At 36.7% G+C, this 22759-nt stretch carries 17 protein-coding genes; 7 read left to right on the forward strand and 10 right to left on the reverse strand.

What is annotated here, in order from left to right; translation table 11 throughout:
• Positions 1-49 precede the first annotated feature (49 nt).
• From rnm to galU, 4 genes are all read left to right on the forward strand, one after another.
• Positions 50-895 carry an RNase RNM gene (rnm, locus tag E2R67_RS05145; RefSeq protein ID WP_134289857.1) on the forward strand — a complete coding sequence of 282 codons (846 nt, stop codon included), beginning with the start codon at positions 50-52 and terminating at the stop codon, positions 893-895.
• Positions 896-960: 65 nt separating this feature from the next.
• Entirely contained in the window at positions 961-1581 is a 621-nt protein-coding gene (locus E2R67_RS05150; protein WP_134289858.1) for an L-threonylcarbamoyladenylate synthase, read from the forward strand.
• 136 nt (positions 1582-1717) lie between these two features.
• Positions 1718-2590 carry a 23S rRNA pseudouridine(2605) synthase RluB gene (gene rluB / locus E2R67_RS05155; protein ID WP_134289859.1) on the forward strand — a complete coding sequence of 291 codons (873 nt, stop codon included), beginning with the start codon at positions 1718-1720 and terminating at the stop codon, positions 2588-2590.
• Positions 2591-2712: 122 nt separating this feature from the next.
• A complete protein-coding gene (gene galU, locus E2R67_RS05160; RefSeq protein WP_134289860.1) occupies positions 2713-3540 on the forward strand; it encodes a UTP--glucose-1-phosphate uridylyltransferase GalU in 828 nt (275 codons plus the stop codon).
• Between the two features lie 85 nt (positions 3541-3625).
• On the opposite strand, the gene E2R67_RS05165 is transcribed toward galU, so the two are convergent.
• From E2R67_RS05165 to cmoA, 7 genes are all read right to left on the reverse strand, one after another.
• Positions 3626-5461: an ABC transporter ATP-binding protein gene (locus E2R67_RS05165; RefSeq protein ID WP_134289861.1), complete on the reverse strand. Its 1836-nt coding sequence runs from the start codon at positions 5459-5461 to the stop codon at positions 3626-3628.
• Positions 5462-5572: 111 nt separating this feature from the next.
• Entirely contained in the window at positions 5573-6982 is a 1410-nt protein-coding gene (locus E2R67_RS05170) for a DUF3943 domain-containing protein (RefSeq protein ID WP_134289862.1), read from the reverse strand.
• 223 nt (positions 6983-7205) lie between these two features.
• Positions 7206-8507, reverse strand: a complete 1302-nt coding sequence (locus E2R67_RS16925) for a methyl-accepting chemotaxis protein (RefSeq protein WP_134289863.1) — start codon at positions 8505-8507, stop codon at positions 7206-7208.
• Positions 8508-8789: 282 nt separating this feature from the next.
• Positions 8790-10709: a cation:proton antiporter gene (locus E2R67_RS05180; protein ID WP_134289864.1), complete on the reverse strand. Its 1920-nt coding sequence runs from the start codon at positions 10707-10709 to the stop codon at positions 8790-8792.
• Positions 10710-11081: 372 nt separating this feature from the next.
• Positions 11082-11681 (reverse strand): CoA pyrophosphatase, encoded by a 600-nt coding sequence (locus E2R67_RS05185; RefSeq protein ID WP_134289865.1) that lies wholly within the window; start codon positions 11679-11681, stop codon positions 11082-11084.
• 141 nt (positions 11682-11822) lie between these two features.
• Positions 11823-12809: a tRNA 5-methoxyuridine(34)/uridine 5-oxyacetic acid(34) synthase CmoB gene (cmoB, locus tag E2R67_RS05190; RefSeq protein ID WP_134289866.1), complete on the reverse strand. Its 987-nt coding sequence runs from the start codon at positions 12807-12809 to the stop codon at positions 11823-11825.
• Between the two features lie 40 nt (positions 12810-12849).
• Positions 12850-13581, reverse strand: a complete 732-nt coding sequence (gene cmoA, locus E2R67_RS05195) for a carboxy-S-adenosyl-L-methionine synthase CmoA (protein WP_134289867.1) — start codon at positions 13579-13581, stop codon at positions 12850-12852.
• A 167-nt stretch (positions 13582-13748) separates the two neighbouring features.
• On the opposite strand from cmoA, the gene aspS reads away from it, so the two are divergent.
• A complete protein-coding gene (gene aspS, locus E2R67_RS05200; protein ID WP_134289951.1) occupies positions 13749-15533 on the forward strand; it encodes an aspartate--tRNA ligase in 1785 nt (594 codons plus the stop codon).
• 305 nt (positions 15534-15838) lie between these two features.
• Here the strand turns inward: aspS and E2R67_RS05205 are convergent, their stop codons facing one another.
• Both E2R67_RS05205 and queC read right to left on the reverse strand, forming a co-directional pair.
• Positions 15839-16552, reverse strand: a complete 714-nt coding sequence (locus E2R67_RS05205) for a DUF3581 family protein (protein ID WP_134289868.1) — start codon at positions 16550-16552, stop codon at positions 15839-15841.
• Positions 16553-16864: 312 nt separating this feature from the next.
• On the reverse strand, positions 16865-17527 hold the full coding sequence (gene queC / locus E2R67_RS05210; RefSeq protein ID WP_134289869.1) for a 7-cyano-7-deazaguanine synthase QueC: 663 nt from the start codon (positions 17525-17527) through the stop codon (positions 16865-16867).
• 82 nt (positions 17528-17609) lie between these two features.
• Here queC and queE point away from each other — a divergent pair, with 82 nt between their 5' ends.
• Complete coding sequence (queE, locus tag E2R67_RS05215; RefSeq protein WP_134289870.1) at positions 17610-18287, forward strand: 7-carboxy-7-deazaguanine synthase QueE; 678 nt, start codon at positions 17610-17612, stop codon at positions 18285-18287.
• 122 nt (positions 18288-18409) lie between these two features.
• A complete protein-coding gene (locus E2R67_RS05220) occupies positions 18410-19360 on the forward strand; it encodes an AEC family transporter (RefSeq protein ID WP_134289871.1) in 951 nt (316 codons plus the stop codon).
• 85 nt (positions 19361-19445) lie between these two features.
• Here E2R67_RS05220 and E2R67_RS05225 read toward each other — a convergent pair whose 3' ends face one another.
• Complete coding sequence (locus tag E2R67_RS05225; protein ID WP_166739317.1) at positions 19446-22688, reverse strand: pectate lyase-fold domain-containing protein; 3243 nt, start codon at positions 22686-22688, stop codon at positions 19446-19448.
• Positions 22689-22759 lie beyond the last annotated feature (71 nt).

Here is a 22759-nt window from a genome sequence, read left to right on the forward strand (position 1 = left end):
TATTTTTTTGCAAAATGCTCCTAATGTCAAGGTGATTTTTAGGATATTCATGTTAATTGATCTTCACTCACATACTAAAGCCTCAGATGGACAGCTTACGCCTAGCGAATTAGTGCAACGAGCAGAAAATAGACAAGTTCATTTTTTAGCCATTACCGATCACGATACCGTGGACGGTTTAGCCGAAGCAACACAATATATTCAAGATAATAATTTGAAGTTGCAATTAATTAACGGTATCGAAGTGACAACGAATTGGTTAAATCATGAAATTCATGTTGTGGGCGTTAATATTGATCCCACTCATCCTGCTTTAATTGAGCTCATTGAGATACAAAAAGAAAAACGCGAGCAACGCGCGCTTGAAATGGGAAAACGTTTAGCCAAAGCAAATATTCCTAATGTTTATGAAGGTGCCAAAGCCTTAGCGGGCGAAGGCGCTATCACACGTGCTCATTTTGCTCGTTATATGGTTGAAATTGGTGTTGCGCCGACTTTCCCTAAAATATTCGATAAATATCTTAGCCGTGGTAATACTGGATACGTCCCTCATAATTGGGTTGATTTAGCCGATGCAATTAAAGTGATTAAAGCTGCTGGCGGCCAAGCGGTATTAGCCCATCCCGATCATTATAAATTATCCAACAAATGGTTAAGGAAATTGTTAGTGACCTTTAAAGATGAAGGAGGCGATGCAATGGAAGTGGCAATGGGGCAGCAATCACCACAGATGAGACTTCAGTTAGGTTTATGGAGCAAAGAATATGATTTATTGGCTTCTCAAGGGAGTGATTTTCATTTTGTAGGGCGCTGGCGTGATTTAGGGAAAAGTCTTTTTTTACCTGAAGTTTGTCAACCAATTTGGCATAATTGGCCTGCTTGCCAGACCCCATAAAGTTTTAATAACAATATCACTGTAGTTAAAATAATAAATTTATAAACATATAGAGCAATAAAGTTATGAGTCAGTTTTTTTACGTGCATCCTGAAAATCCACAAAAAAGATTAATGAAACAGGCTGCTGAAATAATAAAGCAGGGTGGTGTTGTTATTTACCCTACAGATTCTGGTTACGCACTAGGATGTAGTATCGATAATAAGCATGCATTAGAGCGTATTTGTCATATTAGAGATTTAGATAAAAAACATAATTTTACTTTAGTCTGTAGAGATTTAGCTGAAATTTCCGTCTATGCGCGCGTTGATAATGCCGCTTACCGTATGCTGAAAAGCAATACACCAGGGGCTTATACCTTTATCTTTAAATCGACTAAAGATTTACCCAAACGTTTAATGAATCCAAGCAAGCGTACAATCGGTATTCGTATTCCTGATAATGCCATTGCATTAGCGTTACTAGATGAACTAGATACGCCTTTGATGACAACCAGTTTGATTTTACCTGGTAATCATACGGCTGAGTTTGATCCTGAAGAAATTCGAGACCAATTAGAGCAGAAGGTGGATTTAATTCTTAATGGCGGTTATCTCGGAGAATCACCAACGACTGTGATTGATTTGTCTGATGATGAAGTGGTTATTATGAGAGAAGGGGCGGGAGATTTAACGCCGTTCCAGTAAAGTTTTTAAGTGGTTACTTAAAAGTAACAAAAAGTGAAGTTATAAAAAATATTAATAGTGCGGTTTATTTAATCTTAAGTGTTAAAATAGGCTGGCTATTTATTGGCATAATGAGAATTACCCAAAGGAAAGTAAGATGAGTGAAAAATTACAAAAAGTATTAGCACGAGCGGGATTAGGTTCACGTCGTAAAATGGAAACAGTCATTGCTGAAGGGCGTGTTAGCCTTGATGGTAAAATTGTTGAATTAGGCGAACGTGTTACGCAAGAGCAAGTGATTCGTGTTGATGGGCATGTTGTGAAATACCAAGCCGCTGAAAGCGTGGTTTGTCGTATTTTAGCTTACAACAAACCTGAAGGTGAAGTTTGTACGCGTAGTGATGAAGAAGGGCGTAAAACCGTTTTTGACCGTTTGCCTCAATTAAAAGGCGCGCGTTGGATTTCTATCGGTCGTCTTGATATCAATACTTCAGGTTTATTATTGTTCACTACCGATGGTGAATTTGCGAATAAAATGATGCATCCAAGCCAACAAATTGAACGTGAGTATGCAGTACGTGTATTTGGTGAGGTAACTGAAGCTATTTTAAATCGTTTACGTATGGGCGTTCAGCTTGAAGATGGTGAAGCTAAGTTCTTAGATATTAAAGAACATGGTGGTGAAGGTATTAACCGCTGGTTCCATGTTGTATTAACTGAAGGCCGTACTCGTGAAGTACGTCGTTTATGGGAAAGCCAAGGCTTACAAGTCAGCCGTTTAATGCGTGTTCGTTACGGTAATATCATTTTAAACAATCAATTACCTCAAGGTGGCTGGCAAGAGCTTTCACTTAAGGAAGTTAACTACTTACGTAAACTGGTTGATATGCCACGAGAAACAGAAACTAAAGTGCGTGTTGATACTAACAAAATATCAAATCCTCAAGCTAGAATACGACGTGCTGTTAAAAAGCATAATCAGCATCGTAAAGCTGGCGAACGCCGCCGAGTAACACGTACAAGAACTTAATTATTGATATTATTAGTGTAGTTATTTAATTATGCTAATAATATGCTAGATTTAGCTAATAAAATTTGTAGAAAGTGTTAATATTTCATTTCATCAATTAAATATATTCTAAGTGGGGACGTATGATTAAAAAATGTTTATTTCCAGCGGCTGGTTACGGTACACGTTTTCTTCCTGCAACTAAATCAATGCCAAAAGAAATGATGCCACTAGTTAATAAGCCATTAATTGAGTTTGGTGTTGATGAAGCAATTGAAGCTGGCATGACGAGTATGGGAATTGTGGTAGGTCGAGGCAAGCATTCTATCTCAGATCATTTTGACCATAATTACGAATTAGAAAAAGAAATTAGTGGTACACCAAAAGAAGAAAAGCTAAAAGATATTCGACAAATTATGGATACTGCGACTTTCTCTTTTATTCGTCAGCGTCAGATGAAAGGCTTAGGGCATGCTATTTTAATTGGTAAAGAGCTTATTGGTGATCAACCTTTTGCCGTGGTACTTGCCGACGATTTGTGTATCAATCAAGAAGGCGATGGTGTATTAAAACAAATGACTGAGTTATATAAACAATTCCGCTGCTCTATCGTTGCCGTTGAAGAAGTGCCAGAAGATCAAATTCATAAATATGGTGTTATTAAAGGCTCTGTTATTAGAGATGATATTTACCGTGTTGATGATATGGTTGAGAAACCAGCCCCTGGCACAGCACCAAGTAATCTTGCCATTATTGGTCGTTATATTTTAACGCCAGATATCTTTGATATTTTAGAAAATACAAAGCCGGGTAAAGGTGGCGAAGTACAAATTACCGACGCTTTGTTAGAGCAAGCAAAATCTGGTTGTGTGTTAGCTTACAAATTTAAAGGTAAGCGTTTTGATTGCGGCAGTGTGCCTGGTTATATTGAAGCTACTAACTTTGTTTATGATAATCTTTATGAAGAATAATGATTAATTAGCAAATATTAATTACTGTTGTTAAGCGTTTAATTTAAAAGGCCTTTAAGTTTATTAAAGGCCTTTTTTAATGGGATTAATTATAATCTAAGCCTAAGAATCCACCCGTTTGATGTGTCCATAATTGCGCATAAACACCATTCTGTTTAATTAACTCTTCATGGCTACCTTGTTCAATAATTTGACCTTTATCTAAAACGATTAAGCGATCCATTGCTGCAATTGTTGATAATCGATGGGCAATTGCAATAACCGTTTTGCCTTGCATCAATTCGTATAAACTTTCTTGAATTGCCGCTTCTACTTCTGAGTCTAGTGCTGAAGTCGCTTCATCTAATACTAATATAGGCGCGTCTTTTAATAACACTCGAGAGATAGCAATACGCTGGCGTTGCCCACCAGAAAGCTTCACACCACGTTCGCCAACTTGCGCATCGTAGCCTGTGTTACCAGTGGTATCCGTTAACCCCATGATAAAGTCATGCGCTTGGGCTTGTTTTGTCGCTTTAATCATATCTTCTTCAGTGGCATTTGGACGCCCATAAAGAATATTTTCACGTATAGAGCGATGTAATAAAGAAGTATCTTGCGTCACCATACCAATTTGTAAACGTAAGCTTTCTTGTTGTACCGTTTTAATATCTTGCCCATCAATAATGATTTGCCCTTTTTCGACATCGTAAAAACGTAATAGAAGATTAACCAATGTCGATTTACCAGCACCAGAGCGACCAACTAAACCAATTTTTTCGCCTGCTTTGATATTTAAATCTAGGTTATCAATAACGCCTTTATTTTCACCGTAATGAAAGCTCATTTGTTTAAAATAAAGGTTACCTTCAGAAACAATCAAAGGTTTCGCATCGTCTTGATCTTTAATAATGTTAGGCTTAGCTAAGGTATTCATACCATCAGTTACTGTGCCGATATTTTCGAATAAAGCGCTTAATTCCCACATTATCCATTGCGACATACCATTTAACCGAAGGGCTAAACTAATTGCGATAGCAATAGCACCAATTGAAATAGCACTTTCCATCCACAAAGCAATCGATAATGCAGCTATAGCAAAAGCCAAGATATAATTTGAAACCTGAACGCTAACATTGATGCCTGTTGCTAAACGCATTTGTTTATAAACGGTATCTAAAAAGCCTTCCATGCCTTTTTTAGCATATGCCGATTCAGAATCAGTATGCGCAAATAGTTTTACCGTTGAGATATTCGTATAACTATCCACAATACGTCCTGTCATTGTAGAGCGAGCATCTGCTTGTTTAACTGCTACTTTTCTTAATCGAGGAATAAAGTAATATTGAATACCGCAATAAACAATCAGCCATACCAACATAGGTATAGCGAGGCGGTAATCAGATTTCGCTACCATAATGATCATCGAGATAAAATAAACCAAGATATAAACCATTACATTTAATAGTTTCATAACAGTTTCACGCACGGCTAATGCGGTTTGCATTACTTTAGTAGCAATACGACCTGCAAAATCATCTTGATAAAATGAAACACTTTGTTTTAATAAATAGCGATGAGCAAACCAACGTATTGACATTGGATAATTGCCTAGTAAAACTTGATGAACGATAAGAGAGTGTAAAAGGGTAAGTAAGGGGATTAAGACTAAGACCATTAAAGACATAAGTAATAATTTCTTACCTTCATCCTGCAATAAAGTTTCTGGATTTTTGGCAATTAACCAATCAACTAGTTGCCCCATGAAACCAAATAAAGAGACTTCTAAAATTGCGAGTGTGGCTGTTAATAAAGTCATAAAAAACAAAGCTGTTTTATAACCTTTTGTGTAATGTAAACAGAAAGCAACGAGAGTTCTTGGAGGTTGAGCTGGCTCTTGATCATCTAATGCGGGGACTAAATTTTCGAAAAATTTATACATGTAAAATCCTTAAAACTTAATCGTTAACACTCATGCTTTATTAAAATTATTTTTTAATAGCTGAACGATTAAGTTTTTAAAGTTTATAAAAATAAAATGCTAGCGGTTTATTTACTTTTCACCTACTGCAAAACGATAGACTAATTTCCCTGTCATTTGTTGATCATTACTTGATTCATCATAAGTGTAATAATTAACTGCTTCTACTTGTAATGCCCAGTTTGAGTTAAGTTTATAGTGAATTCCTAAACCTGCATTAGCCTGAAAGTTATAAGAATCATTATCTTCTTCCCAAATTTCTTCACCTACACCAGCAGTAATATAAGGTCGGAAGTTTGAATCAGTATTAAAATAATATTGTCCATCTACGCTGAAACTTTCAAAAATTACAGTTGGTTTAACAATTTCTTTCATCATTTTAGTTGATGAATAATTTAAGCGTGTTGAAAAACTACGGCTAAAATATAATCCTAATGAAGCTTGCATATATTGCTCGCTAACGTAGCCTCGTTTCGATGCAAAATTTACTTGTCCGGTTCCGAGCGTTACTCCTACAATTCCTGAGCTGACAGGATCTTTAGAAGGAGTGAATGAATAGCTGTTAATGACTTTTCGTTTGCCACTTATGCTTTGTTGCGCTGCATTATCTTCTTCACCAAAGGTGTAGTTAATTTCAAAGGTGATTTTTTTACCCGTATTGTCACCTTCAGATAGTTTAATGTAGCTTGTTCCCGCTTTAATAACATCAGTACCAAACAAACGGTTTACATTACGTCCCACCGAGTCAACAGGATCTAATAAAAATAAGCTTACATTACCTAGATATTCACTACCTAATACCGTGCCACCTTCAGACCAGATTTCGCGCTCTGTATTAAATGCCCATTCCCCATAGACCCAACCTAATACAGGCGTGACGACTAGATCTTGCATTGATGGAATTTCAGCAAAGGCTTCTACACCATATTCCCAAAATGCGGTTGACATCAAGGTTGAATATAAAAAAGAGTCCCATTGACGATAACCTGATTTACGAGCTGTTTGATAATATGCACCGCCAAAATAAGGATGTAGTACATAATTTAATACAGTGTCATCACGATCCCATACAGGTCCATCGGTAACATTGTTTATCCATTTTTGTCCTAGGTTGGCATCCGAGCTTTCCCAATTAGTTATTTCTGTTGGTAATGCTGCTAGAACAGCAATTGCACCGAATCCATAGTAAAAAATTGAAGTCGTTTGAGACCATAGTCGTTCACTATCTTCACCATTTTGAGGTGAAAATAATGAAATTTGGTAGGGATCTTCATAAAAAATATCTGAAACATCGAGTTGTTCCCACGATGAGTTTGTCCCTTTAACTTGATAACCTAAATCTTTGAAATCATTTTCTTTCTCAGCTGGGATATAATTGGGGTCTAGAATATTATTCTTTGTGGTTTCAGCTGCAAGAGAAGTCGTGGTTAATAAAGAAAGGGCAATGCACAGTGGTCGTAGGCTATATTTTTTGATATTCACAGAAAAATCCTTTTAGGCAAATTTAAAAAGCCTATGATCAGCATATAAAATAGTGTGAGTATTATCGTGTTTTTTAAGATTTCTGCAATCGCTAATTTACAACCCTGTAATGGGACAGGTTAGCTAATAATGTAAAAAAAGATAATGTAGAGGTGAGAATAAGGCTTGAACATATATTTCACTGTTAAACCTTATATTATATTAACTGAATTTGAATCGAGGGCTATAAACGATTTACTGCTGCAGCAACACCTTTCATTCCTTCATTAATTTCAACGAAAATACCATCGACTTGTGTGATCAACTCAGCTCCTTTTACTGCTTTTTCTTGCGTTTCAATAATATTTTGAGCCAGAGTGTTGGACAATGTTGAATTATTTTTAACAACTTCAGTTATTTCTGAAGTAGAAGTACTGGTTCTTGCTGCTAAGCTTCTTACTTCATCTGCTACTACTGCAAATCCTCGGCCATATTCACCAGCTCGGGCTGCTTCAATGGCTGCATTTAAGGCTAATAAATTAGTTTGATCTGCTATTGCAGTTATTGTGCTTACCATATTATTAATTTTGTCGGACTGCTCACCTAGCGCTAAAATATCCTTTGCGACAACTTCAACGTTTTCTGTTATTTCATCCATGATCGCAACGCTTTTGATCAATACATCTTTACCTTGCTCTGAAACTTGTTCCGTTTCTGTGACTGTCGAGGAGACGGCTTCAGAAGCATTATTCACGTTATTAATTCTTTCTGTAACATCTGTGGCAAATTTGACGACACGTATTAAATTGCCATTTTCACAAATAATCGGGTTATAGCTTGCCTCTAACCAAAGGACGTTGCCCCTAGAGTCTCGACGTTCAAATAAACCTTGAACAAATTCCCCTCGATTTAGTTTTGCCCAAAGTGCTGTGTACTCATTACTGGCAACTAATTCAGCTGAGCAAAATATTTTATGATGCTGTCCTTGGATATCAGATAATTGGTAGCCTGCCGCATCTAAAAAATTTTGGTTAGCATCGATGATAGTGCCATCTAAATTAAATGAGATGGTTGCCGTTGAGCTATCTAAGGCTTTTAAAATGCCGTTTTGAATATTCGCATTTTCAATAAAACTAGTGACATCACTTGCTATCTTGACTATTGAGACTATTTCTCCTGAATCATCCTTAACAGAGTTATAACAGGCTTCAAGCCATATTGGTTGACCATCTTTAGTAAAACGTCTAAATCTATCTTTTATTGATTGCCCTGAAGCGAGCGTTGTCCAAAATGAAGTATATTCATCGGATTTCGTATAAGTTGGATCACAGAATATACGATGATGCTTTCCTTTTATTTCATCAAAAGTATATCCAACCGCATTTAAAAAGTGCTCATTAGCATCTACGACAATACCTTCTGTTGTAAATTCTATAAATGCAGCTGTATCTTTCAAGCTTTCTAATGTGTGGTGTGCTTTATCTGTATTTGATTGTTTTAATGATGCTGTTTCTTCGTGCTTATTTTTTCTGAAGAAGAATCCCATATTTATTCCTATTCGTCTGATTTAATGGCTAATAGTTAATTTTATGTAGCTTTGATTGTATTCATATTATTTACAAAGGAGTTAATGCATCATGTTATGAAAGTGAGTTATTAAATCTAACTCTATGTGAGGAGTGTAGGAGTGATTATTTTGTTAGTCTAATTTTATGTGTAAATAAAGTAAAATAATTGTTAATAGCTTGTTTGTTGGTTTGTTGGTTTAGGAGGGGAGGAAAGAAAGCCCAATACTTTGATTGGACTTTAGCTTCGAGTCTAATAAGGATTATTTAGTTGGTGTATTTTCCTTATTATGTATCTTATCTGTAATACGCTTTTCAGCTTCTTCCATTTTTATTTTTGCTTTTGTTTGGCGATCCATTTCTTCATCTAAAGCGCGTTGAATAACAGCTTGCTCTTGTGCTTCCTGAGGCAATAAACTAATTAATTCAATTCCATCAGGGAAATCACTATTGTCGACACTGGAAACAATATTTACATCGCCTTCCTTCGTTAAATAAACTAAAGGTATTGCTGTTTCACCATATCGCTGTTTAAAGCGTTCAAAAGTGAAATTTTCGGTGATATTAGTGATTTTTAAGATAGCGCCTTTAGCCATTAAGCTTGCCACTTTAGCGTAGGATATATTTTCACCAAACAAACATAAGCGTTTCAAGTAAGATTCTGATAATTGATGTCGAGCACTACTACTATCAGGGTTAGTTAAACCATAGACTTTTTCAATGCCAAATAAATCCTGGAAATGAAATGTCACTAACGGATTTAACTGACGATAGGGAGACATCACTAACACTCTACCAATACCACTTAAATTCATATAGTTAGTGGCATGCTCAGAAGCAGGGTTTCCGAAATAAACAGGAATGTTAGCCATACGCGCTTTACGAATACTGTCCCAGTTATTGTCAGCAAGGCGAACCTTAATGTTTTTCGACATTAATATTAATGCTAATTCCCGAGAAAATTTTGAAGCGCCAAACATTAATAAGCCTTGATTTGAACCTTCTTTTACACCAAGAAACTTAGCCCAAGGGCCTGCTGTTAAGCTTTGAATAACAACTGTGCCGATAATAATTAAAAAGACTAAAGGCACGATTGAGCTTGCACCTTCTAAGCCAACAGACTCTAACTTTATGGCAAATAATGAGGAAATTGCTGCCGCTACAATACCACGAGGAGCTACCCAACTTAAAAACCACTTGTCTTTTGAGGATAGGTTAGTACCAATGCCTGATACCCAAATACTTAATGGACGAGCGATAAACATGGCTACAAATAACACCGCTAACCCTTCCAAACCCAGATCTAACATGGCTCCAGAATCAAGGCGTGCAGCTAATAGAATAAATAAAGCAGAAATAAGTAATACGGTTAAGGTTTCTTTAAACTCTAAAATTTCAGCGATATCAACCCCGCGCATATTTGCTAACCAAATTCCCATCACAGTAACAGTTAATAAACCTGACTCTTCCTGTAAAATATTTGAAGCAACAAAAACACCTAACATAATCGTTAATACGGCTGTGTTACGTAAATAATGAGGGAATAGGTTTTTACGAATAGTTAAACCGGTTAAATAACCTGCCACAATCCCTAAACCAAATCCAAGTGTTAAAGTTAAAGTAAGCGCGTGTAATATGTGGGATGTTGGATCCGCTGTGACTGCAATGAATTCAAATACTAATACTGCAAGTAAAGCCCCAATAGGATCAATCACGATACCTTCCCAACGAAGAATACTGGCTAAGTTGGATTTTGGATTCACTGTTCGCAGCATAGGGACAATTACGGTCGGTCCGGTTACTACAACTAATGCACCGAGTAGCATTGCAATTTTCCAATCAAACCCTAATAAAAAATGGGCTGCAGGAGTAATGCAAGCCCAAGTGATAAAGGCACCAGCTGTCACTAAATGAGTTACCATTCGACCGTGATCTTTAATTTCTTTAAAGTTAAGCGTTAATGCCCCTTCAAATAATATAACAGCAACACCTAATGAAATAATCGGAAACAATAAATCACCAAAAATGGCATCTGGATTTAAAATACCTAAACCGGGGCCTAACAATAATCCACATAATAGTAGTGGTAAAATAGCGGGTAAATGTAATTTCCAGCCAATCCATTGACACAAAAGCGAGAGCACTCCAATTAATGCCAGCATGCCTGTAATGTGTTCAACCATATTTTTTTCCTTTTTGGTGCATTGTAAATAATAGGGGGGTAATGCTTAGCCATTTTATTAATGGATTGTAGTCTATTTCGTTATTTAAATTTTATTATTAATCCTTTATTTTATTTGATTAGTTAGAAGGCGTATAAAATACTAGTTTGCCTACTTCAGCAAGCCATTTGTTTAATATTGCTTATTATTCAAAATAAATGAACCATTTAAATTTATAAGCTGATTGTTAACTATTTATGACAGTCACCGATGAGCTTGTATTTACTATTGCCGATATAAATCGTTAAATTCAAACCATTGAGGTGATGGTACGAATCAAAATAGAAAAAGATCTTTTTAGCTTTATAAAGTTTATCTTCTATACCGCAGACTTTATCTAGACTCAACGTCATTGAGGTGTTGTTGCAAATTAACTAACATTTGTGCTGTCGCCCCCCAAATTAAATGATGTTGGTAGGCACAACAATAGGTGAAATGACGTTTTTTGTTTGCGACTAAATGTTGTTTAGAAAAGTTTTGTGGGTTTAACAGAAATGAAAAAGGGACTTCAAAACATTCTTTCACTTCACCGTGATCAATTATTATTTTTTGCTCTGCTTCTACAAAACCAATAAAAGGGGTGATGTGGTAACCAGTAACTGTAGTTAATGATGGTAAAGATCCGATCAACTGTATTGCCTTTTGTTTAATACCTATTTCTTCTTCTGTTTCACGTAATGCTGTATGCGCTAAGCTTTTATCGGTAAGTTCATGTTTTCCTCCTGGAAAACTTATTTGTCCTGCATGATGTTTTAAATGTAATGCTCGTTGTGTAAGGAGCATATGTAAACCATTTTCTCTTTGTATTAATGGCATTAATATGGCTGCTTTTTTAAGTGGCATTTTATGATGTGGGCGTGGCAATCGGTTCTGGAAAGATAAAGAAGTTGTATTATGTAAAATGAATCGATTAAGAAAATCTTGTTTGTTCATATTAATATTTACCCTCCTTATCATTATGAAGTTTAGTTAAAATAAGCCACCCAGCAGAAGAATACAATAACAATAAACAAAACTATCTCGTTAATTGATTATTTAAAAACGAGATAGTAATAGTTGCTGATAATCATTAGCTTAACTAAGTGGCTTCAATGCCTTTTTAGCGATCAATAAAGCTCGTTTAGGAGCTGGATGACCTTCTACGGTTTTAGTCGAGTCATTAGGATCTAAGTAATCTTCTAATGATTCATTGGTCATCCATGCGGTACTGCGTTGTTCGCCAGTCAAAGTGTCGTTAATATCAACGATGCGTACATCTTCAAAACCACATTTTTCAACCCATAATTTAAGCGCTTCAGCGCTGGGTAAAAACCAGATATTGCGCATTTTGGCATAGCGATCTTGCGGTACAAGTACATCATCTTTATCGCCCTCAATCACTAATGTTTCTAAAACTAATTCACCACCTTCAACTAGTTGATCTTGAAGCTGAGTAATATGGTCCATCGGTGATTTACGATGATATAACACACCCATTGAAAACACCGTATCGAAGGCTGCTAGTTTAGGCAATTCCTGTATACCTAAAGGGAGTAGATTGACATTTTCATCTTTATTCGCAAAATGGCGAACCGCTTCAAACTGACATAAAAACAATTCACTTGGGTCAATGCCCACTACAAATTCAGCACCTTCTCCACGCATTCTCCACATGTGGTAGCCACTGCCACAACCTACATCAAGCACATAACGATATTTAAGTGGGCTGATATGTGGTAAAACACGATCCCATTTCCAGTCACTGCGCCATTCTGTATCGATATGTACACCGTGAATATGAAAAGGGCCTTTACGCCATGGATGAAATTTCTGTAGTAGATTCTCTAATTTTTTAGTTTCACCCATTGATAATTCTGAACCATCACCAATACGTACTTCATTTTGTAGTTCAATATTATTGGTCTTGATGTCGGGAAATTTGTTGAGCACTCTGATCCAGCTTGCTAGCGTTCCGTGAACATGCGTATTTTCCCAAGCGTGTAATTGCGCTGGTAAAGTATGTAACCAGTGATTTAAACGGTTTTTAGCAATGATGCTGTAAAAGTGATTGAAGTCGATCATAAAATAATTTTTACCATAAATTTAGCGATTGAAAGTCAGCTTATTTGATACTTAAAATTGAGCCGAAATTAAAATATTGATACCACAGATTGTTGTGTTTAAAGCCCGCTTGTTGAAGACGTTGATAATGTTCTTCCACCGTATCTGAAATTAACACGTTATCAAGTGAAGAGCGTTTTTGGCTTATTTCCAACTCGCTATAACCTTGATTGCGTTTGAAATCTAAATGTAAATCAATAATCAGCTGGTGGCTTTTAGGATCATCAAACAAGAATTTTTCAGATAGAATCAATACGCCGCCTGGCAATAAACCTTGGTATATATTGGTTAATAAGCTCAAACGTTTTTCTGGTGTTAAAAATTGTAAAGTGAAATTAAGCACAACCACCGAAGCATTTTCAATTTTAATATTACAAATATCATCCTGTAATACAGTAACTGGAATCTCTGATTTATAAGCTTGTATATGTTGTTTACATGACTCAACCATCGCAGAAGAGTTATCAACGGAAATTATTTGGCAACCTGATTTTTCAAGTAAACCGCGTCGCATTGATAATGTTGCTGCACCTAAAGAACAACCAAGGTCATATAAATTCGAATTATCAATAGCACAACGTTGAGTGATTACAGCAATGCTATTAATAATATTTTCATAACCCGGCACAGAACGTTTGATCATATCTGGAAAAACTTGCACGACTTGCTGATCAAAACTAAAACTATCTACTTTATCTAAGGGTTTGCTAAAAATATTGTCGGTTTGGCTCATAGGGCTGCCTAAATTTTGTGGTTGAGTGTTATTTCTACTAACTATTGTCGCGCATTTTACTTAAATTGTGTTGCAGGGTCATTTTTTTATTTAAGCATATGACTATCAGCGGTTTTCTTTTATAATACAGCTAATTATTTTATAACGTATGCAAACAGGAATCGATGATGCGCACAATGTATTGTGGTGAAGTGACCGAAGCGAATATTGGTCAAGAAGTTGAATTAGTAGGTTGGATAAACAAACAGCGCGATTTAGGTGGTGTAACATTCCTAGATTTACGTGATCGTGAAGGTATTGTACAAGTATTCTTTGATGGTGATACACCAGAAGCGACAGCCGTTGCGGCTTCTGTTCGTAATGAATTTTGTATCAAGATGAAAGGTCAAGTTCGTGCTCGTCCAGAAGGACAAGTTAATAAAGATATGACAACGGGTGGTATTGAAATTCGTGGTCTTGAGCTTGAAATTTTAAACCGTTCTGAGCCATCTCCACTTGATAGCAACCAAAAGAACTCTGAAGAGCAACGTTTACGTTACCGTTACTTAGACTTACGTCGTCCAGAAATGGCAGAGCGTATGGTTTTTCGTTCTAAAGTAAGTAGCTTTGTACGTCGTTTCTTAGATGATAATGGTTTCTTAGACGTTGAAACGCCTATCTTAACCAAAGCAACACCAGAAGGTGCACGCGATTATTTAGTGCCAAGCCGTACACATAAAGGTCAGTTTTTTGCGCTGCCACAATCACCACAGTTATTTAAACAACTGTTGATGATGTCGGGTCTTGATAAATACTACCAAATTGTAAAATGTTTCCGTGATGAAGATTTACGTGCGGATCGTCAGCCTGAATTCACGCAAATAGATATCGAAACATCATTCATGACTGGCGAACAGGTAATGGATAAAACAGAAGAGATGGTCGTTAAGCTTTTCAAAGAGATGCTAGATGTTGATTTAGGCACTTTCCCTAAAATGACTTATGCAGAAGCAATGCGTCGTTTTGGTAGTGATAAGCCAGATTTACGTATCGATTTTGAATTAGTAGATGTCGCAGACTTATTAAAAGAAGTTGAATTTAACGTATTCTCTGGTCCTGCTAATGATCAAGCAAGTCGCGTCGCTGTTATTTGTGTACCGGGTGGTGCATCACTTTCTCGTAAAAATATTGATGAGTACGGTAAATTTGTCACTATCTACGGCGCGAAAGGGCTGGCGTGGATGAAAGTGAATGAAGCGGCTAAAGGGCTTGAAGGCGTTCAATCTCCAATTGCTAAATTCTTAAATGAAGAAATCGTTGCTGAGTTATTAAAACGTACCAATGCACAAGATGGCGATATCATTATGTTTGGTGCTGATAAAGCCAATGTGGTGGCAGAAGCAATCGGTGCACTACGTCTTAAAGTTGCTGAAGATCTTGGTTTAATCAAAGATGAATGGAAACCTCTTTGGGTTATCGAATTCCCAATGTTTGAACCATTAGAAGATGGCGCATTAACACCAATACATCATCCATTTACTGCGCCATTAAATATGACGCCAGTTGAGTTAGAAGCGAGCCCTGTGGGCGCGTTATCTGATGCTTACGACATGGTGTTAAATGGTTGTGAGTTAGGTGGTGGTTCGGTTCGTATCCACAAACAAGATATGCAAGCAGCTATTTTCCGTATTCTTAATATTTCAGATGAAGAAGCGCAAGATAAATTTGGTTTCTTATTAGAGGCATTACAATTTGGTGCTCCACCGCATGCAGGTTTAGCGTTCGGTTTAGACCGTATTGTGATGTTAATGACTGGCTCAAGTTCAATTCGTGAAGTGATTGCTTTCCCGAAAACAGCTTCGGCTGCTTGTCCATTAACGAATGCGCCTGGTTTTGCGAATCCTGCTGCACTTGAAGAATTAAGTATTGCGGTTGTTAAAACCGAGAAGAAAGAAGAATCAACAGAAGATTAATCCATGTAGATAAATAATTTTCTTCAATTAAAAAGGGAGATAACACGCTTGTGTTATCTCCCTTTTTTATGCTCACTTATTAATGACGCTTAATAATACCAATCACACTAATTAACAGATCTATTTTACTTGTTAAAATAACTTATTTCTTCGTTATAAGTTTTATAAAGGAAACAACCCTTTACCTCAACTTATGCCTTGAACTAAGCCATTTTTCCTGCGCAAAATTTAGAACACTTATTTAATGTAATTGGTATAAAAAGGCTTCATAAAGAAGCCTCTGTAAAAGTCATAAATAGTATGAATTAGCAGTTTTTTACAAAGTCATTGCGTCGTGCTAAATAGCGGTCACAACAGCCTATAATCGCTTCATGTTCATAGGGTCTTAGACCTGCAACCACCATTGTTTTAATACCTCGTCCAATGACTTTATCACCATCTAAAATATCAAAGTGCAAAAAGAAATTACCACGCTTTTTTTCAACTTCAAGGTAAGTGTCAGCTAATTTAACATGTATATGATTACTTACATCTAAATTGTCGAACTTAAAGCTCATGCTGTTGTACATAACAAGCGGTTTTTCTGGGTTGAACATCACTTGATGCTTTTCAAGTAATGGCATTAATAAGCCAGGGAAGTTTTGACCCGAAAAAAGGACGTAATTTTTTATCAATGAATCAATAAAATCAGGATTTGAATTTTTTTCACCTGATTTTGATATCTCTAATACGCTTTTTCCTTGCTCTGTTGTGATTTGTACTTCATCCGCACATTCAGGAAAAGTCAGTGGAACACTATCTTTTACCATATTAGTAAACGTAAAACTCATTGATTCACTCGCACCATATTCTTTAAGTGCTAATGAGAATAATAAATCACCAGGAATACAAAAACGTTTAGAGTCTTTATCATGAATAGGGTTAAAGTCTTCACATTCTTTTTTAGCGAAAGTACACGCCTGTTCAGCTGTTATGGTGATGATGTTGTCTTGTTGGGCATAATATGGGTCTAATAACATTTTAGTTCTCTAATTGAAAAACAATAAAAATTTATCTTGTTTAATAAAATACGCCAAACAATGGCCGAATTCGTCATTTTATAAAAAAAAGGTAGATTAGGGAATAGCTAGAGGCAATAAATGTCTTGATGAACATTTATCTTTGCCTCTAAAACGTTGATTAATGTGTTAATAAAAACTCAATTTCATTTTATGATAAATCATTAAGTTTCAGTTATAGCAATGGCTAAAGGCATATTTAAATTAACTCTGTGATATTGTTATCGCTTATATTCACTTTGAGAATGCGGGATAGTTATCACTGATGTTTTTTTAATTTTCGTAGCTGATTGGGTCTGTTATTGCGTTTTTTTCAAAAGCTTCGAGGCGTTCAACACAACTTCCACATTGTCCACAAGCATGCTTTCTACCGTTATAACAAGTCCATGTTTTACTATAATCTAACCCCATTCTAATCCCGTCTTTTAAGATTCCAATTTTATCAGTGGTTAAATAAGGAGAATATATTTCAGTCGCCTCATAATTGGCAACCGCTGCCACTTCATTCATTTTTTCAACAAAAATAGGGCGGCAATCAGGATAAATTTCATGATCTCCGGAATGTGCTCCGTAATACACTTTTTCAGCGCCAATGGAAACTGCATAACCAATAGCCATTGAAAGTAATATCATATTTCGGTTTGGTACTACAGTGCTTTTCATATTGTCATTTTGATAATGGCCTAATGCCACATCAATGGAACTATCAGTTAAAGATGAACCGCCAATTAATTGGTTTATCGCTGTAATATCGATAACTTTATGATGTATACCTAGTTCATTACAGACGTCACTTGCTACTTTAATTTCCTTAACGTGACGTTGTCCGTAATCGAAAGTTAAAGCATAGGGTGTTAAACCTTCTTCAATTGCTTTATGTAAAACAGTGTATGAGTCCATCCCACCTGAATAAATAACCACGACTTTTTTGCTCATAGCACTTGTGTTTCCTATTGCTCTGAATTATAAACAGCTCATCAAAATTAGTGAGCAAGATAAAATAAGGCATTTTACGTTAATGACACAAAACTACAAAGTAAATGAACTGTTTCAAACCATTCAAGGCGAAGGTGTTTTCACTGGCGTACCTGCTATTTTCATTCGTTTACAAGGTTGCGATGTAGGCTGCGCTTGGTGTGATACCAAACACACATGGGAAATTGATCCTGAAAATCAATCTGACTTAATTTCATTAACTGATAAAAGTACTGAATCAGATCGTTGGGCTGATGCTTCCACCAAAGATATTATTAATGAGATCAATCGCTTGGAATACAGTGCTAATCTAATTGTTATCACTGGTGGTGAGCCTTGTATGTTTGATTTACGTGAATTAACACAAACCTTAAATCAATATGGTTTTAAAACGCAAGTTGAGACAAGTGGTACTTACCCTGTTTTAGTGGATGAATTAACTTGGGTCACGTTATCACCTAAAATAAATATGCGTGGTAAAAAAGAAGTATTAAAAACCGCTTTAATGCGAGCGAACGAAATAAAACATCCTGTAGGGACTGAAAAGGATATTGAGCAGTTAGAAGAGTTATTAGCCAAAGCCGATTCAATACAAGATAAAACGATCTGCTTACAACCTATCTCACAAAAAGCTTCGGCAACCGCATTATGCATGAAAATATGCATTGAACGTAATTGGCGCTTATCAGTGCAAATGCATAAATATTTACAAATCGACTAATAAAAAACGTCTTCATCGCTGATATACCAATGTGAGGAGTTAAGTTTATTTAAGCATCAATCTGTTTATGCTGATAATATAGCCAACATTGGTATATCCCTTTAAATTCTTGAGAGTCTTATATGTTTTTTGAATCTTTACAGTTTTCCTTTTCTATTATTGGCCCAATTTGTTTATTGCTTTTTTTAGGTTGGTTTTTGAAAAAAACAAAAACAATTGATGATGCTTTTATCGAAGTGGGTTCAAAACTCGTATTTAAAATTACCTTACCTGCTTTACTTTTCTTGAGTATTATCAAAACCAATCGTGATATTGATATCGATTTTTCATTGATTATTTATTCGTTGATTGCCAACTTTGTGTTTTTTATTATTAGTATCTTAGGAGCAAGGTATTGGGTAAAAAATAAAAGTGAGCATGGTGTTGTTATTCAAGGGGCCTTTCGTAGCAACATTGCCATTATTGGTTTAGCTTATGTAGCGAATGTCTATGGTGATGATGGGTTTGCAATTGCAGCGGTATATGTCGCTTTTCATACCATGTTATATAACATTTTATCGGTGATTATACTTTCCCCTAAACAAGAAGGTATTAGTGTTGATATGTTTTTAGGTGTGTTTAAATCTTTAATGAAAAACCCACTTATTATAGGTATTACAAGCGGTATTATCTTTTTCCTATTTGCGATTCCAGTGCCTGAACTTGTTATCCATACAGGGCAATACTTCTCTAATATGACTTTACCTTTAGCATTATTATGCACCGGTGGTAGTTTAAATATCCAAGCATTAAAAGATAATAGCTTTAACTGTCGTTTTTCGAGCATGTTAAAAATTATAATTGGCCCTGTATTAATAACCGCAGGTGCTTATTTTTATGGTTTCACGGGAATGCCGCTAGGATTGATTTTCTTTATGTCAGCGTCACCTACAGCTGCTGCAAGTTATGTTATGGCAAGGGCAATGGGACATAATTCAGATTTAGCAGCTAATATTATTGCAATGACAACGATCGGCTCGTTAATTACTACTAGCCTAGGTATTTCATTGTTATATTGGTTAGGATTGATGTAATACAGCTTAATTTTAGCCACCATAATAAACGTTATTATGGTGGCGATTATTTTTTAATAAGTGTCTATTAATAGGTATTTAGAAACTAAAACTGATACTGCACATCTAAGTGACCATTGGTGTAGCTTTCATCGCTGTTGCTACCTGCACTTAATCCCACAGAAATATTGAAGTCGTTGTAATCAACCATGTTGAAGTCAACTGCCACAAATGGTGTGGTACCCGTACCGTTATCTGCACTGTAAGTAAGACTATTTCCATCAACACTTAAGCTGATATCTTCATCATTAGTATTTAATGCGCTAATACCTGCGGTGAATGATGTATTCATACTTTCAGAGAAGTGATAAATAGTCGCTAACTGAATCGTTGCTCTTAATGACTGTAAATTACGACTATCAACATCTAGGTCAGAAGCAGTGGTTCCTGATTCTTTGTAGCTACTTAATTGAGCCAATGTTAAATCTAGACTTGCGGCAGGTCGAATCTCTACGTTATCCACTACAATATAAGTCGAACTTGCTGTCACAGAAGGGCTTAGGTAAACGCTAGTGAAATCAGATTTTGCTGTTTCAGAGCCGTTTACATAACGTTTGTTATCATTAGTTGCGTAACCTGCTAGTAATGAAGAAGATATATCCATCCAACCTAATTTTTTACTGTAATAGGCGCCTGTATAAAAACTACTTGTTGTGTTTTCAAAGGAGTCAGTACTATCAGTTGTCGTATTCACAAGTCCTAGCATTAATCCCATACGGCTTTGTTGAAAATCTCTTTCATAACCTAAAGTGAAACCAAGGTGGTTTGTATCGTAAGCTGAGGCTGTATCGGTTTCTTCATGTGACAAGCTGCCACCAAAGACTTGAGACCAAAACACAGGTGCTTGCTCTTGGTACAACATGCTTGGCGATAATTCAAGTGCGGCAGTTAATGCAGAATCAGCGGGTTTATTGTTTGCTAGCATACGTTGACGCGCAATATTGTGTATTGATGCTGTTGACGAGGCAAGAGCGGAAGAACGAGAGGTTTCGTTGGCAGTATCTAGTGTGATAATGCCATTATTAGTTACAATACCTACCCCTAAATCACCAGTCACATTGACGTTTTCAACATTAGAGAATGCGAGTGTACTGTTGCTTATCGAATCAGAGTTGAAAACAATGTTTAGCGTGTCATTGTCTGTTGTGCCACCTAAATCGATTTCACCAACAATGACTGAACCTGCTAATAAGTTAACCGTAGTGTCGGTTGTATCAGAACCCAAAATGGCATAACCGCCTTCGCCGGTTGCTGAAATCATACCGCTATTGGTGATAGTGGTATTGGTCGCATCATCCGCCAAATAAATGCCGTGGCTTGCTGAACCTGTTACTGTGATCGAACCACTGTTGGTAATCTCGTTAGAGTCACCGCTAACATCAACGCCATGTGCTTCAGAACCACTGGTTGCTAGCGAGCTACTATTGGTGATGGTGTTGGTGTCACTGTAAATAAATAGAGCATGTGAGCCAGTGTTAGCAGTAGTGATCGAGCCGGTATTCGTCACAATTGTATTGTTACTTGTGTCTGAAGATATACCGTAACTGCGTTCACCATTGGTAGTGATAGAGCCATTGTTAATTAAAGTGTTTTCTTCTTCATAATAAGAGTCGAGGCCAAAAGAGTAGGAGTCATTGGTGATAATAGTGCCGTTGTTAATCACTGTATTTGAAGAGCCTTCTAGTGTGACACCGTAGGCATACTGACCGCCAGTGTTAATCGTACCCGTATTAGTAAGGGTATTGCCGTCCCCGAAGATATACACTCCCACACCATCTACAGTGGCAAGTGTTCCTTGGTTTGTCAGTTCGTTATTGTCTCCATTGATAGATATTGCATAAGCGCTCTCACCATAGGTTGCTATCGCGCCACTGTTGGTAAATTCGTTAGAGTCGCCACGAACATCAATACCATATGCTGCAGAACCACCGGTTGTTATTGAGCCAGCATTAGTGATTGTTTGTTCATCACCGTATGTATATATACCGGTGCCAGCTTCTGTAGTGATCGTTCCTTCGTTTAAGAATTCGTTATTATCTCCATTAATATATACCCCATCGGCACTCTCACCAGAAGTTGCTATTGTGCCGCTGTTGCTTAGAGTGTTCGCAGAGCCGTAAGAATAGAGGCCAAAGGTCGAAGTAGCAGTAGTACTAATGTTACCGCTGTTTACAATGGTTGAATTATTTACTAAAGCTGCAATACCATAAGCATAATCACCTGTTGTGCTAATGGTGCCGCTGTTTTCAATACTTATGGCACCATTGGTGCCGCTGTTTCCAATACTTATAGTACCATTCGTGGTGGTATTTTCAGCGCTGTAGATGCCATAAGCATAATCACCTGTTGTTGTAATGTCGCCAGCATTGGTCACGGTATTCAGTTCGCCTTCAAGATAAATTGCGTAGGCGCTTTCGCCATTTGTTTCTATTGTTCCATTGTTATCTAAAGTATTCGCATCACCTAAAACATATAAGCCAGACCCCTCAGCACCATCGGTTGAAATGAGATGGTTATTGGTTAATGTATTACTATTGCCGGCAGCACCTAAAGCGTACGACTCATCGCCACTTGTAGTAACACTTCCATCATTAGTAAGTACATTCAAGTCACCAGTAGCCGCTAAACCCAAACTATTACTGCCTGTCATTATCACAGAGCCGCTATTGGTTAAGGTGTTATTAGTTCCAAATGCATATAAACCGTATGAATCCTCGCCACTTAAATTTATCGTTCCAGTGTTGGTTAAGGTATTATCATCGGCTCCTGTCTGGCTATCAGCGCTTATTGCATCTGAACCGCTTCCAGAGGTTGAAATAGTTCCATTGTTTATAACTATATTTGAATCTTCTCTTGCATATAAACCTGTAGAAGAATTTCCTGTTGTTGTTATCGTAGCCTCTTCGCTATTTGTTAGCGTGTTTGAACCGTCTCTACCATACAAGCCATGACTACTTGTCTCTGTCGTCGTTATAGCACCGTTGTTGGTCAATGTATTGTTTCCATCATTGGAATATATACCGTATGAAGCGGTTCCAGCTGTTTCTATTGTTCCGTTATTAATTAAGGTATTGAATGTTCCATCTGCTCTTAAAGCTCGAGTGGTTGAAGTGTTTATGGTAACAGACCCTGTTTCTGTAATAGTAATGATGTCATCACCATCAAGTATGTCACCACCGTTTTGCTCTGTAATATCTGTACTGATAATGAAATCATCAGCAAAAGTAAACGGGGTTATCGTTGCACTCATTGCTAATACTATGAGTGGCGGTGTTATTTTTTTAAACATGTTTGTAGCCTTTATAAAATTCATTTTAATTACTGTTTACTGTTAGTTTTAAACGTTTTCGTTAAACAATG

It is taken from the genome of Psychromonas algicola, from assembly GCF_004378355.1.
GTDB lineage: Bacteria > Pseudomonadota > Gammaproteobacteria > Enterobacterales > Psychromonadaceae > Psychromonas.